Origin of the sequence: Streptomyces sp. NBC_01176, from assembly GCF_045039825.1 — a bacterium.
Classification (GTDB): Bacteria; Actinomycetota; Actinomycetes; order Streptomycetales; family Streptomycetaceae; genus Streptomyces.
In genome coordinates this window covers 867,661-883,510 of record NZ_CP108600.1, presented here as the reverse complement: position 1 = coordinate 883,510, position 15,850 = coordinate 867,661, and the positions used below count along the sequence as shown (strand labels likewise).

General features: G+C 70.4%; 6 protein-coding genes. 2 read left to right on the top strand and 4 right to left on the bottom strand.

Translation table 11 applies throughout. The features are described 5' to 3' along the window. Positions 1-2: 2 nt before the first annotated feature. The 4 genes from OG199_RS03425 to OG199_RS03410 all read right to left on the bottom strand — a co-directional run bounded on the left by OG199_RS03425 (position 3) and on the right by OG199_RS03410 (position 13,296). Positions 3-3,275, bottom strand: coding sequence for a family 78 glycoside hydrolase catalytic domain (locus tag OG199_RS03425; RefSeq protein WP_405827849.1), 3,273 nt, complete (start codon positions 3,273-3,275; stop codon positions 3-5). Between the two features lie 27 nt (positions 3,276-3,302). Continuing rightward, positions 3,303-6,719 carry a glycosyl hydrolase gene (locus OG199_RS03420; RefSeq protein ID WP_405827847.1) on the bottom strand — a complete coding sequence of 1,139 codons (3,417 nt, stop codon included), beginning with the start codon at positions 6,717-6,719 and terminating at the stop codon, positions 3,303-3,305. A 51-nt stretch (positions 6,720-6,770) separates the two neighbouring features. Next, entirely contained in the window at positions 6,771-9,335 is a 2,565-nt protein-coding gene (locus OG199_RS03415; protein ID WP_405827845.1) for a beta-L-arabinofuranosidase domain-containing protein, read from the bottom strand. A gap of 610 nt (positions 9,336-9,945) precedes the next feature. Continuing rightward, positions 9,946-13,296, bottom strand: coding sequence for a lectin (locus tag OG199_RS03410; protein WP_405827844.1), 3,351 nt, complete (start codon positions 13,294-13,296; stop codon positions 9,946-9,948). A gap of 1,215 nt (positions 13,297-14,511) precedes the next feature. On the opposite strand from OG199_RS03410, the gene OG199_RS03405 reads away from it, so the two are divergent. Both OG199_RS03405 and OG199_RS03400 read left to right on the top strand, forming a co-directional pair. Continuing rightward, positions 14,512-15,075: a YdeI family protein gene (locus OG199_RS03405; protein ID WP_405827842.1), complete on the top strand. Its 564-nt coding sequence runs from the start codon at positions 14,512-14,514 to the stop codon at positions 15,073-15,075. Positions 15,076-15,472: 397 nt separating this feature from the next. Continuing rightward, entirely contained in the window at positions 15,473-15,760 is a 288-nt protein-coding gene (locus OG199_RS03400; protein WP_401809133.1) for a lysine transporter LysE, read from the top strand. The last annotated feature ends 90 nt before the right edge of the window (positions 15,761-15,850 follow it).

Genomic DNA, 15,850 nt, shown 5'->3' with positions numbered 1-15,850 from the left:
CGTCAGGACGTGGCCGCCGAGTCGCCGGACGGCGGCGTCGACCGGAACGTCCAGCTGCCGGAGCCGATCTCGTACACGGCTTCGGTGGCCGTGGTACGCAGCAGCCTCGCCTTGCCGGGGGCGGTCGCGTGGCCGCCGTCGGCCGGGACGTGGACCTCGGCCGTACTCCCCGCGGGGACGTCCACCGTGAGGCGGAAGGCCTCGGCCGTACGAGTCCAGTCCGTGCGGGCGAGTCCGTACGGGGTGCGGTAGGAGCCCGACGCGGAGGTCAGACCGCCCACCGCCGCGGGACGGACGAGGAGTTCGCGGTAGCCCACGGAGCCGGCCGTCTGCTCGATGCCCGCGACCCGCCCGGTGAACCAGGAGTCGACGGCGCCGAGCATGAAGTGGTTCTGCGACTGACCGGGACCGCCGTCCCAGGACTCGCCGAGCGTGGTGTTGCCGGCGAGCACCTGGTAGCCGTAGCTGGGGCTCGTCGTCCGGGTGGCGATGCGGTACACGACGTCGTCGCGTCCCGCGGCGGACAGCACACGGAACGCGGCGGGCAGGGAGATCTCGCCGAGCAGCAGGTGGTCACCGGCGGCGGCGACGGACGAGGTGAAGTGGGTCAGCAGCCGGTTCTCCTCGCCCGCCGGATAGGCGCCCATGTCGAGAGCGAGCGCCTCCGCGCCCTGGCCGCCGCCCCCGAACGTACCGGTGGCCGTGTCGTAGTACTTCGAGGTGAGGGCCCGGGCCGATGCGTCGGCCTCGGACCGGTAGCCGGCGCCGGCCGTGTCGTCGCCGAGGACCGTGGCGATCCGGGACAGGGCGTCGACGACGCGCCAGTAGCCGTAGGTACCGGCGACCGCGCGCGGGAAGGTGCGGTCCGGAGTGAACCAGTCGCCCAGACCGTAGTCGAGGATGCCGTCGGACACCTGGGTCTTGAGGAAGGCCGCGTACTGCTTCATACGCGGGTAGTAGGTGCGCAGGGTGTCCCGGTCGCCGTAGGTCGTGTAGAGCTGCCACGGCACCAGGACGAAGGCGCCGCCCCAGTTGGAGTCGTTGCGGTAGGCGCCGGGCAGGCTCGTGTACTCGGGGACGGTGCTCGGGATCAGACCCTCGGTGGTCTGCGCGTCGGCCATGTCACGGACGATCTTGCGGAGATACGCCTCCATGTCGAAGTTGGCGGCGAGGGCCGGGAAGACCAACTGGTCCTGCTCCAGCCAGCCGAGCTTCTCCCGGCTCGGGCAGTCGGTGAGGACACTCATCATGTTGCCCTCGACGGCCCGGCGGATGATGCCGTGGATGCCGTTGATGAGAGGGTCGGAGCTGGTGAAGTCACCGGCGGAGGCGTTGTCGGTGCGCAGGACCTTGCCGCGCACCGAGACCGTCGCGCCCTCGGGCACGCCCTTCAACTCCAGGTAGCGGAAACCGTGGTAGCCGAACGTGGGATGCCAGGTGGCGGTCCGGCTGTCGCGGGTGGTGTAGCTGTCCCACAGGGGCGCGCCGACGTTGCTGATCGACTGGAAGGCGTGGCCGTCCTTGAGGCTCTCGGCCGGGTAGACGCGGATCTCGGTGCCGGCGGGTGCGCTGACGGTGATCTCCGGCCAGCCCGCGATGTTGCGGCCGAGGTCGAAGACGCGGCTGCCGGCGGCGCCGTCTACCTCCTCGCCGGTGAGGGTCTGCACGACCCGGATCGGTTCGGTCTCACGGGCGCTGAGCGCGGCCGGGGCGCCGGGGGATCCCGGAGCGGCGACGGTCACGGCGTTCTCCCAGGAGCGGTGGTCGCCCGCCGGCTCGTCCCAGTGCGGGATCTCCCGGCGGGCGTCGTAGTCCTCGCCGCCGTACCAGTTGCTGGAGGTGGTGGGGCCGAGCGTGGTGCGCCAGTCGTCGCCGCTGGTCACGGTGCGGCGGGTGCCGTCGGCGAGGGTGACCTCCAACTGGGCGATGACCTTGGGGTCGCTGATGTTCCCGTACAGCTTGCGGTAGCGGTCGGCGGTACTGATGACGTTGGACATGCCGTTGCCGAGGGCCACACCGAGCGTGTTGGCGCCGGTGCGCAGCCGGTCGGTGACGTCGTAGGTGGCGTACTGGACGCGTTCGCGGTAGTCGGTGTTGGCGGGCTCCAGCACCGCGTCCCCGACGGGCTCGCCGTTGACGGTGGCGTCGTAGATGCCGAGTCCGGCAATGTGGAGCCGCGCGCTGCGGATGCCATGCGGGAGCGTGAAGTCGTCGGCCAGCAGCGGAAGTCCGGCCGGTAGGTAGGGCTTCGGGGGCTGTTGGCCCGCCACTTGGGCGAGCGGGGCGAAGGGTCCGGCCGGGGCGTCGGACGCCGAAAGGACGTAGTCCACGGGGAAGTCGGGGACGTTGCCGTCGGCGGTGAGGACGTCGGCGCGCGGGTAGAGCGCCACCTGGTCGAAGGTCTTGGCCGACTTCAGGTCCAGGGTGAGGGTGACGGGAGCGGCCGAGGTGTCGGCGGAGGTGTGGGCGCCGCTCGAGTACCCGGCGGCCGTCTGCAGGGCGCTGTTCGTCAAACCGTCGACGGCGAGGGCGGGTTCGTAGGTCTTGCGGATCGTGTAGGTCTCGGAGGCGGTGACCGCGGCGCCCACGGCGAGCCCGGCCGTCCCGGTCCCGGAGTCCCGTACGTCGATCTCGCCCAGCTGGAGACGCCACGTGCGGGCGTCGACGCTCTCCTTGAGCGGCAGACCGAGACGGGTGACGTCGAGTCGCAGGTAGCGGGCCGTCGTGCGGGGCAGGTGGACCACGACGGGCTCGATCTTCCGGTCGCTGAGCCGCCATTCGGGGTGGGTGATCCACTGGGCGTGCCAGTCACCGGCTTTCGTCAGACCCGTCTCGAAGGCGGCCGGCGCGCTCCAGCCAGAGGCCCGGCGGCTGTCGGACCAGAGCCGTACACGCCAGTACACACGGGTGCGGGAGCCGAGCGCGCGGCCCGCGTAGGTGGTGTCCGGTACCGCGGAGGCGACCTTCCCCGAGTCCCACAGGTCGGGTCGGCCGGAGCGCAGCCGCTCCGCCGAGGTGGCGGCCTGGACGTGGTAGGCGCTCTGGAGTACGTCGGCGGTGCGGGCGTCGGTCTGCCAGCTGAGGTCGGGGGTGGTGTCGTCGATGCCGAGCGCCTCGTCGAGGTGTTGGGTGCGCAGATGGACGGGGGTGAGTGAGCTGGTGGTCGTGGCGGCGGCCGGGACGGTGGCGGACACGACGGTGACGAGGACGGTCAGCGTGGCGGACAGCAGGGCGGCGAGGCGCCGGCGTCCGAGGCGTGGTCCGGATCTGAGCATCAGGGTCCTTCGTGACGGAGCGGCTCGTTACACACGGTTCAGGTCGGCGTCGGCCCGGCGCCTGAAGCGCAGGGTGACCGGGCCGAGCAGACCGGAGGGAAGGGGCTTGTTGCGTTCGTTGGAGAGGGTGTTGGCGACCCGTACGGCGATCCGGTTGCGGCCGGGCATCAGCAGCGCGGTGACGTCGGTGACGAAGGGCGCCCACAGCAGCGGGGGGAGAGCGGTGCCGTTGACGGTCACGCCCGCGACGTCGCGTACGTCTCCGAGGTCGAGCAGCACCCTGCGCCCGTCGAGGAGCGCGCCGGACACGTCGACCTCCTTGGTGTAGGTGCCGCTGCCGGAGAACAGCGGCGCGTACGTGGTCCAGCTGCCGAGCGGGCCGGTGACGGGCGTGTCGTTCTCGCGTTCCAGGGCGAGCGTCCAGTCGCCGGTGACGGGGACCGGGGTCAGCGGGTCGTCGACGTGGACCGTGCCGCGGTAGGTGCGACCCGCGTCGGTGCCGGTGAGCGTGTGGGTCCCGGGCTCGGCCACCTCGATGGTGGCCCGCAGGCCGAGACCGTGGCGTTTGACGGCGAGGACGTCGACCGGGGCGTCCGTGAGGTGCGGGCCCGCTGTGCCGTGGGCGCGGACGACGACGACACGGGTCTCGTACGGTGCGAAGCCGAGCGGGACGTGCAGGCCGCGCTTGCTCACCCGGTACACGGGCGCGGTTCCGGCCGAGCCGGTCACCGGGTCCCACAGCTCGGGGACCCCCTCGGCGGGCAGGACGGCGGTGGTCGCCACCGCTGCCGAGCCCTCGTTGTTGAAGAGGAAAGCGGTGTCGTCGCCCCGGGTGACGCGAAGGACGCGGACCGTCTCCCGGGCGGGTTCGAGGACGGCCGCGGCGGCCCCGGCGTCCTGGGCGGCGGTGCCCAGACCTCCGACATCGGCGACGCGCACCGCGCGTCCCCGGCCGAGGATCCGGCTGCCGGGGGCCGTGCCGGTGAACAGGTCGTTCAGGGCGCGGGTGAGGGAACGGTCGTGGGCGTCGGCCTCGTCGGCGGGCAGCGGGCCGACGGCGACGACGGTACCGCCGGCCCGCGCGAAGTCGTTCAGGGCCCGGACCGTGGCGGTGTCCAGGGTCGGCGTCTCGGGCAGGACGACCAGGTCATAGCGGGCGGCTCCCACGGCCAGGCGTCCGGAGCGCACCCGGGCGTGGGCCAGCAGTTCGGGATCGCCGGTGAGGGCGCCCTCGTGGAGGAGGTCGAAGTCGACCTGGGCGCGTTCCAACGCGTAGGCGGCGTCGCTGAGCGCGCTGTCGAGTGCGCTCTGCCGGTCGGTGCCTGTCCACTGTTCGGCGGCCCGCTGGGGCTGGAGCAGTGCGGTGCGCGCGGCGGAGGTGCCGCGCACGGCCTCCATGACCCGGCCGATCCATTCGGCCAGCGGACGCATGGACCACCACCAGGGGGCGCGCGGCCCGAAGGGCGGCGGGAAGTAGACCACGGCCTCGTCGGTCCACAGGGCGTGCAGCACGGTCAGGTTGACGCCACGAGCGGCCTGGGCGCCGACGGTCGCGTGCACGAAACCGGGGGTGACCTGCCAGCCCATGTTGCCGAACATCTCCATCAGGGTCCGCTCCCGGCCCATCTGGTGAGCGACCGAGACCGGGTTGCGGGGCAGCATGGTCTGCTCTCCCGCCACGTATTCGGCGGTGATGATGTCGCCGCCGGGCACCTGCGCCCACTGGTTGACCTTGTGCAGGTCGCCGGTGCTGGGGATGCGTTTCGCGGGCGCCGTCTCGTCGTAGAGCGGGTTGGTGATGAGGGCGACTCCCCGGTCCTCGCACCAGGAGGCCTGGGCCCGGAAGTAGCGGGCGAACCGGTTGGAGACTGCCTGCCAGTACAGGCCGCGGGTGATGCGGCCGGTGCGACCGAGGTCGTCGAAGGCGCTGGCGTAGGCGACGCCGGGTTCGGCTCCCACGTCGCGCAGGGCCCGATCGAGCGTGGGTGACCAGGGAAGTCGCTTGAAATGGGCCTCGGCGGAGGCGAAGTAGGGTTCGTCGTCCCAGAAGCCGGGCACGACGGTCCCGAACCAGCGGTGGAAGCGGCGGTGGTACTCGCCGGGCACGATGTCGAGGAAGAGCTCTACGGGTTCGTCGTCGAGGAGGTCGACGTAACTGCGGCTGTAGCCCTGGGAGTCGTCGATCAGCGGGACCCCGCCGAACAGGTCGATCTGCCAACGGCCCTCCGGGACCTGCCAGGTGCCGTCCTTGGCGAGACGGCCCGTCAGGTCGACGACGTCAGCCGCGTCCGTGGATCCCACCGGGCGGGCGGCCGCGGCGGCGGCCCGGACGCCGAGTGACGCCCGTTCGGGGAAGTCGCCGGCGACGGCCGCGTTGTCGAAGGCCGTGGAGTACACCGTGCCGCCGTCGGGCGTGGTCACGGTGAGGTCCTCCCACAGACCGCGTTCGTCGCCGACCGCGCGCACCCCCACCCCACCGGTCGCGTACCGGTCGTCGTCGACGGTGCCCTTGGCACGGCCGTCGAGGGTGACGGTGAGGGAACTCCCGCTCATGGTCACGACGAGCGTGTGGTATTTCGTCTTGTTGAAGCCGTCGGTGCGGGTACTGGTCAGCAGCGTGACGGGGCCCGCGTCGCGGGTCAGGCGCAGCACGGTGACCACGCCGGTCTGGTCGAAGGTGACGGCGTAGCCGTCGAGGCCGTCGGTGGAGGCGCGCACGACCAGCCCGGCGGCGGTATGGTCCGCCTTGGCGTTCGCGGTGACGGCGAGGTCGCTCCAGCGCTCGCTGCCGCGCAGCACGGTCGTACCGCCCAGTACGGCGGAATCGGCGACCAGGTGACCGGTCTCCACGCCCACGCCGGTGCTGCGGCGCAGGTCGGCACGGGCCGGGCCCTCGACCACGGTGGTGGAGCGCCACAGGGCCTTCAGCCGGAGGTCGGGGCGGGGTTGGTAGGTACGGGAGCCGACGGTGCCGCCCTTGACGATGAACTCGCCGGCCCTGCCGCTCGGGAAGTGGTCGTCGTTGAAGAGCCAGACCCGCATACCGGTGCGTTGGGCCGTGCGCAGCACGTGCTCGACGACGTCGAACCATTCCTCGGTGAAGAAGACGGGCCGCATGGCGTCGTTGTCGAAGGAGAAGAGGATGACCTCGTACATGCCCTTGTCGCGCAGGTCGGCCAGCTGCCGGTCGACCAGCTCCGGGGTGACAGGGCCGTTCCAGTACCAGTAGACGGTAGGGCGGCTGTCCCGGGGCGGGTCGGTGAAGCGGCGGGTGGAGAAGGCGGCGACGGTGTCCGGTGACGGCGCGGACGCGGCGGCAGCCGGAACGGCGAGGCCGAGACCGGTCAACCCGGTCGCGACGGCGGTGCCGGCGCCCGCCGCGGCGACGAAGCCGCGTCTGGACAGGTGGCCTTCGGGGCGGGCGGCGGGGGTGGAGTCGGACATGCGTGTACTCCTGCGGAGTGCGGGTGTGGGAAGGAAGGGCGGCGGGGCCGGTCAGCCGGCGGCGAGGCGGGCCACCTCGGCCCCCGTGAGGGCGCGGTTGTGCACACGCAGGTCGCGTACGGCGCCGTTCAGGTAGGGGTGGCTGGTGTTCTGCGAGCGCCCGAGGTACGAGCGGGTGGTCACGCCGAGCAGCAGGGGCCCGGACACCATGGCGGAGTTGCGGCCGGCCTCGGTGCCGTCGAGGTAGAGCACACCGGTGCCGCCGCCCAGGGTGAGCGCGACATGGGTCCACCTCCCGACCGGAAGCGGTCCGTCGGCGTCGATGAAGTCCTCGCGCTCCATGCCCGCGATCTTCAGCGCGGCCCGGGCGCGGCCGGCGCCGGTGGTGACGGCCAGGAACAGATACGTGTCCTTGTGATAGCCGAAGTCGAAGACGCGCGCCGAGGCGGCGAGGGCGTCAGCACGGACCCGCACGCTGATCGTCACCTCGTCCAGACCGCTCAACAGGCCCGGGGGCAGGGCGACGTGACCGCCGGTTCCGTCCAGCTGGACGGACGGTCCCGTGCCGTCGTCGGCCCACCGCGCTCCGGCGGCGAGGGTCGCGTCGGCGAAGCGGCCCGTGGTGTCGGCCGGGTTGCCGGTCGCCTCGTCCAACGGGTAGCGGGCGACATCCCGTTCGCGCCCTCGGGGCGGGGCCACGGCCCAGTAGACGTTGTAGCGCTGGTGCTGGATCTCGTGGAACGGCCGCAGGCTCACGGAACCGGCTTCGGAGAGTGCGGTGAAGCGGGTGGAGGTGCCTTCGACCGGGCGCAGCGATGCGGGACGGATGGCCGGGACGGTGGCGAGTTCGGTGTCGCCGTACTCGCCCGCCAGGACGAGGGGGCCGTACGACAGCGCTGTCACCTGTGGGTTGTCGGGCGCCGCGGTCCACACGGGCCGTCGGGGCAGGGTGAGTTCGACGGTGTCGCCCGTGCGCCAGGACCGCTCGACCGCCGCGTACGCGCCGGGGCGGACGCGGCCTGGGACCGGCCGACCGTTGACCTTGAGTACGGCGTCGCGTCCGGTGTCGGCCACCCAGGCGGGGATCCTGAGGTGCAGCGCGAAGCGTCCCCGGCCCGCCTTGACGGTCAGGCGTGTGCTGCCTTCGTCCGGATACCGCGTTTCTTGACGCAGCGTCACACCCGTCTGCCGCCAGCGGACTTCGGAGGGGATGAAGAGGCTGACGTAGAGGGCGGGTGAGCGGATGTCACGGGAGCGGAAGTAGACGGAGTCGGCGAACTTGGTGTGCGTCTCCAGTCCGGTGCCGTGGTCGCACGAGAAGTTGTCGTAGTCGCCGCTGTAGCTTCCCGACGCGGCACCCAGTCCGCCCTTGGGCTCACGCTGCGAGCCCGCCCACAGGCCGGTGTAGTAGGTCACGAACCCGTGCGCGGAGTCGGGATCCTGCTCACCCAGCATCTGGTTGTAGAGGGTCCACTCGTAGTGGTCCATGTACTCCGACCGCTCGGGGCGGTGCAGGAAGAGACTCCGGCCGAGCTTGAGCATGTTGTAGCTGTTGCAGTTCTCGCAGGTGACCGCGGAGAGTCTGCTGACGATCTCGTCCGGCGGCCCGAAGAGCTCCTGGTTGGAGTTGCCGCCGATGGCGTACGAGTGATGGCGGACGACGGTCGTCCAGAAGGTTTCCGCGATGTCCAGGTAGCGGTTCTCGCCCGTGGCTTCGTAGGAGGGAACCGTTCCGACGATCTTGGCTATCTCCGTGTTGGCGTGGTGCCCGGCGAGTTCGTCACGGCCGGCGGCCAGCGGCGCGTACAGCTCCTCGTGGTCGAAGCGGCGCGCGGTGCGCAGGTGCGCCGGGTCGCCCGTCTCCAGGTACAGCCTCGTCAGCACCTCGTTCATGCCGCCGAACTCCACCTTGAGCAGGTTCTGCATCTGCTCGTACGGCAGCGGAGCGGTGCGCGCGTCGGCCCAGGCGGCCATCTCCCGCAGTACGTCGAGGGCTTGGCCGTTCCCGCAGAGCCGGTACTGGTCGAGCAGCCCCGCCATGATCTTGTGCAGCGTGTAGTACGGCGCCCAGGGCTTGCCGCCCGCCTCCAACTGGGCGAAGACCTGCTCGGGGAAGGCAGAGAGGTAGCCCGGGGTGAAACCGGCCGCGGGCGCGGCGCGTTGGCATGCGGCGAGTGCGTCGACCAGGAGGCGCCCCTTGTCGGCGTACGCCGACACGCCGGTGTTGGCGTGGGCCTGGGCGAGGGCGCTGAGCAGGTGGCCCGTCGTGTGGCCGCGCAGTTGGACATCGGGGGCTTCCCAGCCGCCGCAGGGTTCGGCCGCGGAGGGCAGGCCCGCGTTCAGACGGAAGCTGTGCAGGAGCCGGTCCGGGTCCACGAAGAGCAGATAGGCGCTGGTGCGCCGCATGTTGGCGAGGAACGGGCTTTCCAGGAGCCGGACGTCCGACAGGTCGAAGGCGGCGAGGGCGGGACGGGTGCCCCTTGGCGGCGCATAGGGGCCATGGTCGGCCGCGCGAGCGGACGGGACGGATCCGAGGGTGGTGACGGCGGCCGCGGCAGAGGCGGTGAACAGCACCTGGCGGCGGGGCGGGCCGGCGATGTCGCGTGATGCGGGCAACGTACGGAACTCCCTTCGGCGGTACGGGCAGGCACGCACGCGCGGCCGGCGCCGACCCCCTTGGAGAGGAAGTGCCTGGCCGCGCTTGCGGGTTGAATCGTTTTACATCGCAGGCGCAGACGCTAGGCTCGGGCATTGCGGACGTCAAGACTTCTCGCAAGTATTGAGCGGGCTGCCTGAGAGCAGGGGAATGAACAACCTGTTTGACCAGGCACGTTGAACTGATCAGGGCTCAACCGCTCGCACAGGGCGACGTCTTGAGATATGAGGATCTGCGGATTGAATCGTTCAATTCTCTCGAGTCGAGCCTCTGAGCCGGTAGACGCTGACCACCGGCATGTTCGACTCGGCGGTGTGGGGGAGAGAGCTGTCTTCGCAGCTTGACACCACCGGGACGCAGCCCAGCCGGCCCAGGACACCGCCACGGTGGCCGAGGCGGCGATGACGGCTGCCTCACGTACGCGACGTACCAGCTCGCGGCCTGAGCCCCCGGCCTGACGCAGTGCGCGACGGCGGGCGGGCGGCGCCGACAAGTCCCGCCCACGCGCGAAGGGCTGGTTCCGGAGGTCGTGACCGGAACCAGCCCTGTGTCGTCAGCGCGTGCCGTGCCTCACTGCCCGAAGCCGTAGCCGAACAGGTGGACGGTGCCGGTGGAGCCCGTCACCGGAAGGGTGATCGACGCCACCTGCTTGGACCCATCGAGGGGGACCTTCGTCGCGAAGACGTACGTCTTCACGCTGTCCCGACCTCCGCTCGCCGTGTTCCGGTAGGCCGTCGCGACGGCCGTGGTGTCACCCGGAATCGGTTGGGCGCCGCCTCCGTTGAGCGTCCAGTCCGAGAAGCCGACTGTCGCCCGGGAAGTGGTGCCGTCGGTGTAGGTGACGGTCAGCGTGCCCGAGACCCCGCTGCCGTCGACCGGCGCGTTGGTCGCGGCGCCCAGCAGGCCGAGGGACGCACCTGAGGTGCCGGCCGGCATGGGGATGGTCTGGCCGGCCATCTCCAGGTTGTCCGGCTGACCGGACGTCACCGTCGGCCAGGTGTAGGAGATGCCGTCGGCCGTGACGGCGGAGCCGTTGGAGACCCCGGCCGCCGACAGCGCGTTCTGCGAGAACGCCCAGCCACCGCCGTCGAACCCGGCCGAGAAAGTGGCCCCGTCGGGGAAGACGCCCTCATTGGTGTCGTAGGGCCACAGCGCACCCGCCTTCGCGACGGCCACGCGCAGGACGGCACTGCCCACTGCCGTACCGGTGGTGTGGTCGGTCAGCGCGAAGGTGACCGGGAACGTGCCTTCGTTCGAGCCCGCCGTCACATGGACCTTGGCCTCGGCGCTGCCGGACGCGGCCAGCGGCAGTGAGCCGGATGCCGTGTCCAGCGTGACTCCCGAGGGTGCCGTGGCCTTCCAGTCGACCGTGACGGCCTTGCCGCCGAGGTTGGTCAGGTTCAGCGTTCCGTCACCGGACGCCCCCGGCTGGAGGACGAGGCCGTCGCTGGTGGGTCCGGTCGCGGCCAGCACCCGGTCGCCGCCCGTGGTGTCCGAGGGCGGCGCCGCGGACGGGTCGGACGCCCACGACTTGTCGGGCTGGGTGCCGAGCGTGAAGTCGAGCGTGCCGGCTCCCGTGAACTGCTGGTAGGTCAACCAGGAGGTCTTCCACGGCTTGCCCTTGACGTCGAGCGACTGCACGTACGGCGCGTCGGGCGCGGCCTGGGGCGCCTTGATCTGTACCGCCTTGCCGCTTCCGAGGGTCACCTTGGCCACCGGGAAGGACGGACTGCCGAGCACCAGGGTGTCCGTGCCCGGGGTCTCGGGATACATGCCGAGCGCGGACCAGACGTACCAGGAACTCATCGCGCCGAGGTCGTCGTTGCCGAAGGAACCGACCGGGGCGTTGAAGTACAGCTTCTGCTGGGCGTCGCGGACGGCCGCCTGCGTCTTCCACGGCTCGCCCGTGTAGGCGTACTCCCACGGGATCTCGACGCTGGGCTCATTGCTCAGGTCGGCGTCGGTGCCGCCGGGGTGGGCAACGTTGTCCAGCAGACTGTCCAGATAGGACGAGTACGCCTGGGTGCCGCCCCGCGCCTGGATGAGCTGCCGCAGGTTGAACGGGACCATCGGCGTGTACTGCGCCGACGTACCCTCGACGAAGCCGTTGGACGTGCCCGGCGTGAATCCGCCCGCGAACTGACCGTCCTTGTTCTTGCCCTGCATGTACCCGGTCTGCGGGTTGAAGACGTTCATCCAGTCCTGTGCACGGGTGGCGAACTTCGTGTAGACGGACGTCTTGCCCAGTGCCTTCGCGAAGGCGGCGACAGCGTAGTCCGCGGAGTCGTACTCCAACTGCGTGGAGACCGGCCCGTAGAAGTTGCAGCAGCTGTAGTCGTTCTCGTCCAGGGGGAGGTAGCCCTTCGCGTCCCGCACTGATTCGCCGGGACGGTCGTTGTTCGGGGCCGTGCCCTCGTGCTGCAGGGCGGCGAGCGCCTTGTCCGTGTCGAAGCTCCGGGCCCCGAAGGCGTACGCGTCGGCGATGATGCCGGCGGCCGGGTCGCCGACCATGACGTAGCTCTCGCCGTTGTTCGACGCCCACTTGGGGAGCAGGCCCGTCTGGTCGTACCCGTTGAGCATCGAGGTGACGACATCGCTGGTGACCTTGGGCTCGACCATCGCCATCAGCTGGGTCTGGGAGCGGTAGGTGTCCCAGCCCGAGTAGTTGGCGTACTGGGCCTGTTGTCCCCTGGCCAGTTTGTGGACCTGATTGTCCATGCCCATGTACTGCCCGTCGGCGTCCGAGAAGACGTTCGGGTGCAGCAGCGCGTGGTAGAGCGCGGTGTAGAACTGCGCTTGCTGGTCCGCGGACCCGCCGCCGATCTGGACCTTGTCCAGCACCGTGTTCCAGGCGTCGTGGTTGGCCTGCTGGACGGTGCCGAGGTTCCAGTCCTTGATCTCGCGGGAGAGGTTGCCCGCCGCACCGGCGTCACTCGTGTAGGAGATGCCGACCTTCGCGCGCACCGTGGGGTTGGCGGAGGTGTCGAAGGTCAGGTACATCCCGTTCGCACCCGTCGTCGGCGGCTCGGCGCTCGACTTGGCCTTGCCCGTGGCCGACCTGCCGGGTGCGCTGCCGGCGCTCGCCGCTGGGGACGGGACGCCGGATCGTGTGCCACCGCCGGTGGCGTGCACCGTCGGGGACGGGGCGGCCGGAACGGTGAAGTGCTTCTCCTTCAGCGGCTTCGACGGGTGCGTGGACAGGCTCTGCTGGACCTTGCCCGCCTTCAGCGAGGTCGCGCTCGGGTTGATCGTGCTGCCGACCCAGGTGCCGCTCGCGGTGAACGGTTGGTCGAACTTGATGTCGAAGTGCAGCGTGTACCTGTTGTTCGCGCCACAGAAGTGACCGCTGTCGATCGAGCCGCTGATCTCCTTCTTGCTCACCACCTGGACACGGGTCCCGTCCACCTGCGTGGCGCCACCACTGAGCTTGAAGAGGAGGTTGGCCTGCTGGCCCTTGGGGAAGGTGAAGGCGCCCAGGCCGGCGCGGGTGGTGTCGGTCAGCTGGGTCGTGACCCCGTTCGCGTCGCTCACCTTGTAGGAACCGATGCCGGTCTTCTCGTCGTCGTGGCTGAAGCCCACGGACGTGCCGCCGAGGCTGCCGGACAGCGCTCCGGTGACCGGCAGGACGGGCAGGTCACCGGCGACGCCGCAGCCGGGCCCGGAGACGTGGGTGAGGCTGAAGCCGGAGATCTTGCTGTCGTTGTACTCGTAGCCGCCGCCCGAGGGCCGGTCGGGCGTCGTGTCGGGACCCCACTGCACCATGCCGGCAGGCATGTCGGGGCCGGGGAAGGTGTCCACCGCACCGGAGGTGCCGATGAGGGGGTTGACCAGGGACGCGGGGTCCTTGACGAAGGCCGGGGTCGCGGCGCTCGCTGCTTGGGCGTTCCCGATCGTGGGGAGCGGAAGCACGGCGATGCCCATGATCGACACCACGGCCAGGCGTTGACGGAATCTTTTGCGGTTACGTGGAGCGGGGGAACGTAGGGGTCTTGCCATCTGTTGCCTCCACAGCGGGTCCCACTTCGCACATCAGGTGTCGGCGTGCCGAAGAGCGCACGCCGGCGAGAGGCAACGGTGCCGGTCGCTCCGACGGCCTGACAACGTTGCCATGCACGAGAGACGAGTGAACGCGCGCGCCTGCGACGTGTCAACGAGGCCAACAGGACTTTCTGGTGCGCCAGTTCACGGTGAGTAACCTTGGGGACATTCGTCGTGCCGGCTGATTGAGCAGTCCAGAACGACAGACAGCTTCGAATGCGGGCCCTACCTGCCCTACTTCGGCCGATAGGACGCCCGGACAGGTCCAACTGCATGGCCTCACCGGGCAGGTGGACTCACGCGCAGTCACTGGATGGTGCGTCAAAGGTTCTGCAAAGTGACCGCTGCAACGTGCTTCATGTGAAGGCCGTGGCCGACACCGGGGTGCAGGAGTGTGGAGGGGCTCGGCGTCGTACCGGCCGCCCCGTGAGGCGGCGGCGTGTTCGACCGGGCCGGCGTCCCGTAAGGGTCGTTGGGTACTCAAAAGGGACACATTCTCGTCGATGCCCGGGGAACCCTCCTCGTCCCTGCGTCACCAGGGCGGGTGTCGGCGCCGTGGTGCTTTTCGTCCGAGCTGCTGAAGCCTTCCCGCATCTGAGGCACGTGTGGGTGGACCGGGGATGTCGCGGCTCCGGCCTCCACGCCGGGGATCCGGCTCGACCTGGGGCCGGATCGGCAGAGCTGCCTCCAGCGGTACCCCATTTCACCGTGGCCCCGCTTTGGTGGAGGGGAGAGCGGGCCTTCTCGGCCTTCGCCCGGCCGGGACGATGCCGTGTCACGGGGCGCCACCACTGCGCGGCAGATGAGCATCTGCTCTGCGAAGCCGGGACCCGCGGCTCATCAGGTTCGTTGAGGCGCTCGCCGTAGGTGGTGCGCTCGGCCCGAGAGTGGACGGCACCGCCGGCCCGTGCCCCGCCGGGCGGGAAACCAAGCCGAGCCCGTGGCTCCCGCATGATGGTTCTGCGTAGTGAGCAGAGATGATCACGCGGGCTCACCGGCATCCCGCATCCGGGCCCACGGGCATCCCGCATCCGGGGCCGTGCCGAATGCCTCATGACCATGGGCCGAGTGTGGTTCGCTGCTGGGGTGACTCAGGACATGGAGACCGTCGCATTCGAATCCGCCGAGGCATTCCAGACATGGCTCGGCGAGAACCACGCCGTCTCGCCCGGCATCTGGCTCAAGCTTCGCAAGAAGGGCCCCGGAATCGCCGCGCTGGACTACGCCCAGGCGCTCGACGTGGCACTCTGCTACGGCTGGATCGACGGCCAGAAGGCAAAGTTCGACGACCAGTGGTGGCTCCAGCGGTTCACCCCGCGCAAGCCGCGCAGCAAGTGGTCCAAGGCCAACCGGGACAAGGTGGCCGCCCTGATCGAGCAGGGGCGGATGCATCCGGCGGGACAGGCCGAGGTCGACCGCGCCAAGGCAGACGGTCGCTGGGAAGCGGCCTACGACGGCGCGAAGACCGCCACGGTGCCGGACGACCTCACGGCGGCCCTGACCGCCGACCCGGCCGCGGCGGAGTTCTTCGAGACACTGGACCGGCAGAACCGGTACGCGATCCTGTACCGGATCCAAGACGCCAAGAAGGCCGAGACCCGGGCGCGCCGGATCGAAAAGTACGTAGCGATGCTGGCGAAGGGCGAGAAGCCGCACCCGTAGTCACGGAGAGGGCCGTGGCCGTGTGCTGCCCTGGGTCCCCGGCGCGCCTGCGACCCCAGCAGCAGCCACCGACCGCCATCGCTGAGCGTGACGAGACGTCAGAGGCCCCGCGTAGGCGCACCGCTCACGATCGAAGCCCCATCGAGCCGGTTGCCTCATCTTCGGTTCCACCGAGCGGCACACCACATGACGGACGAATATCCGGGGGTGCCGCTATGCCCTTCGTCAAGGTGTGACCGTGTGCCGTAGCCGGCAGCTCCTGAGCACCTCGGCAACCTTTTCGGCTCGGCGGGGGTCCTCCGTACCGGGCCCCGCTCGGGGCCATCGGACGGGAGGGTGGAGGAGCGCCGTGTGGGTCCGCAGGGCAGCGAAAGGCGTTGGCGACTTCCTGATCGAGATGGTGGGAGAAGCCGTCGCCGAGGTGCTCCTCAGCCTGCTCGCGTGCGCCCTGCTCGGCTGCCTGGCTCTGATCGCCTACCTGAGCTGGTCCTTCAGCCCACGCTTCACCATCGCGGGGGCCGGGCTGCTCAGCTTCTTCCTCGCCCACGGTGCCTGGCAGACCTTCCGCACTCCCAAGAAGGGTCGCCGTCGGGGCCTCGCCGCCCTGACCGCTGTCGGCTTCACTGCGGCCGCCATGACGGCCCTCTTCCTGCTGCTCTACGCCACAGGCTGCGACTGCCTGTGAGGCCGTTTGGCTCCATGCGCTCAGCCGGCCGGAGTCAGCCCGTGCCCGTGGTGAGAGCTCTTGCCGACGTCCAGGCCGAGGGACACGCCC

Bases quoted from the DNA above. Each gene is read 5' to 3' on its own strand.
- OG199_RS03405 (WP_405827842.1), top strand. From the start codon at position 14,512: ATGGAGACCGTCGCATTCGAATCCGCCGAGGCATTCCAGACATGGCTC.
- OG199_RS03400 (WP_401809133.1), top strand. From the start codon at position 15,473: ATGGTGGGAGAAGCCGTCGCCGAGGTGCTCCTCAGCCTGCTCGCGTGC.
- OG199_RS03420 (WP_405827847.1), bottom strand. From the start codon at position 6,719: ATGTCCGACTCCACCCCCGCCGCCCGCCCCGAAGGCCACCTGTCCAGA.
- OG199_RS03425 (WP_405827849.1), bottom strand. From the start codon at position 3,275: ATGCTCAGATCCGGACCACGCCTCGGACGCCGGCGCCTCGCCGCCCTG.
- OG199_RS03410 (WP_405827844.1), bottom strand. From the start codon at position 13,296: ATGGGCATCGCCGTGCTTCCGCTCCCCACGATCGGGAACGCCCAAGCA.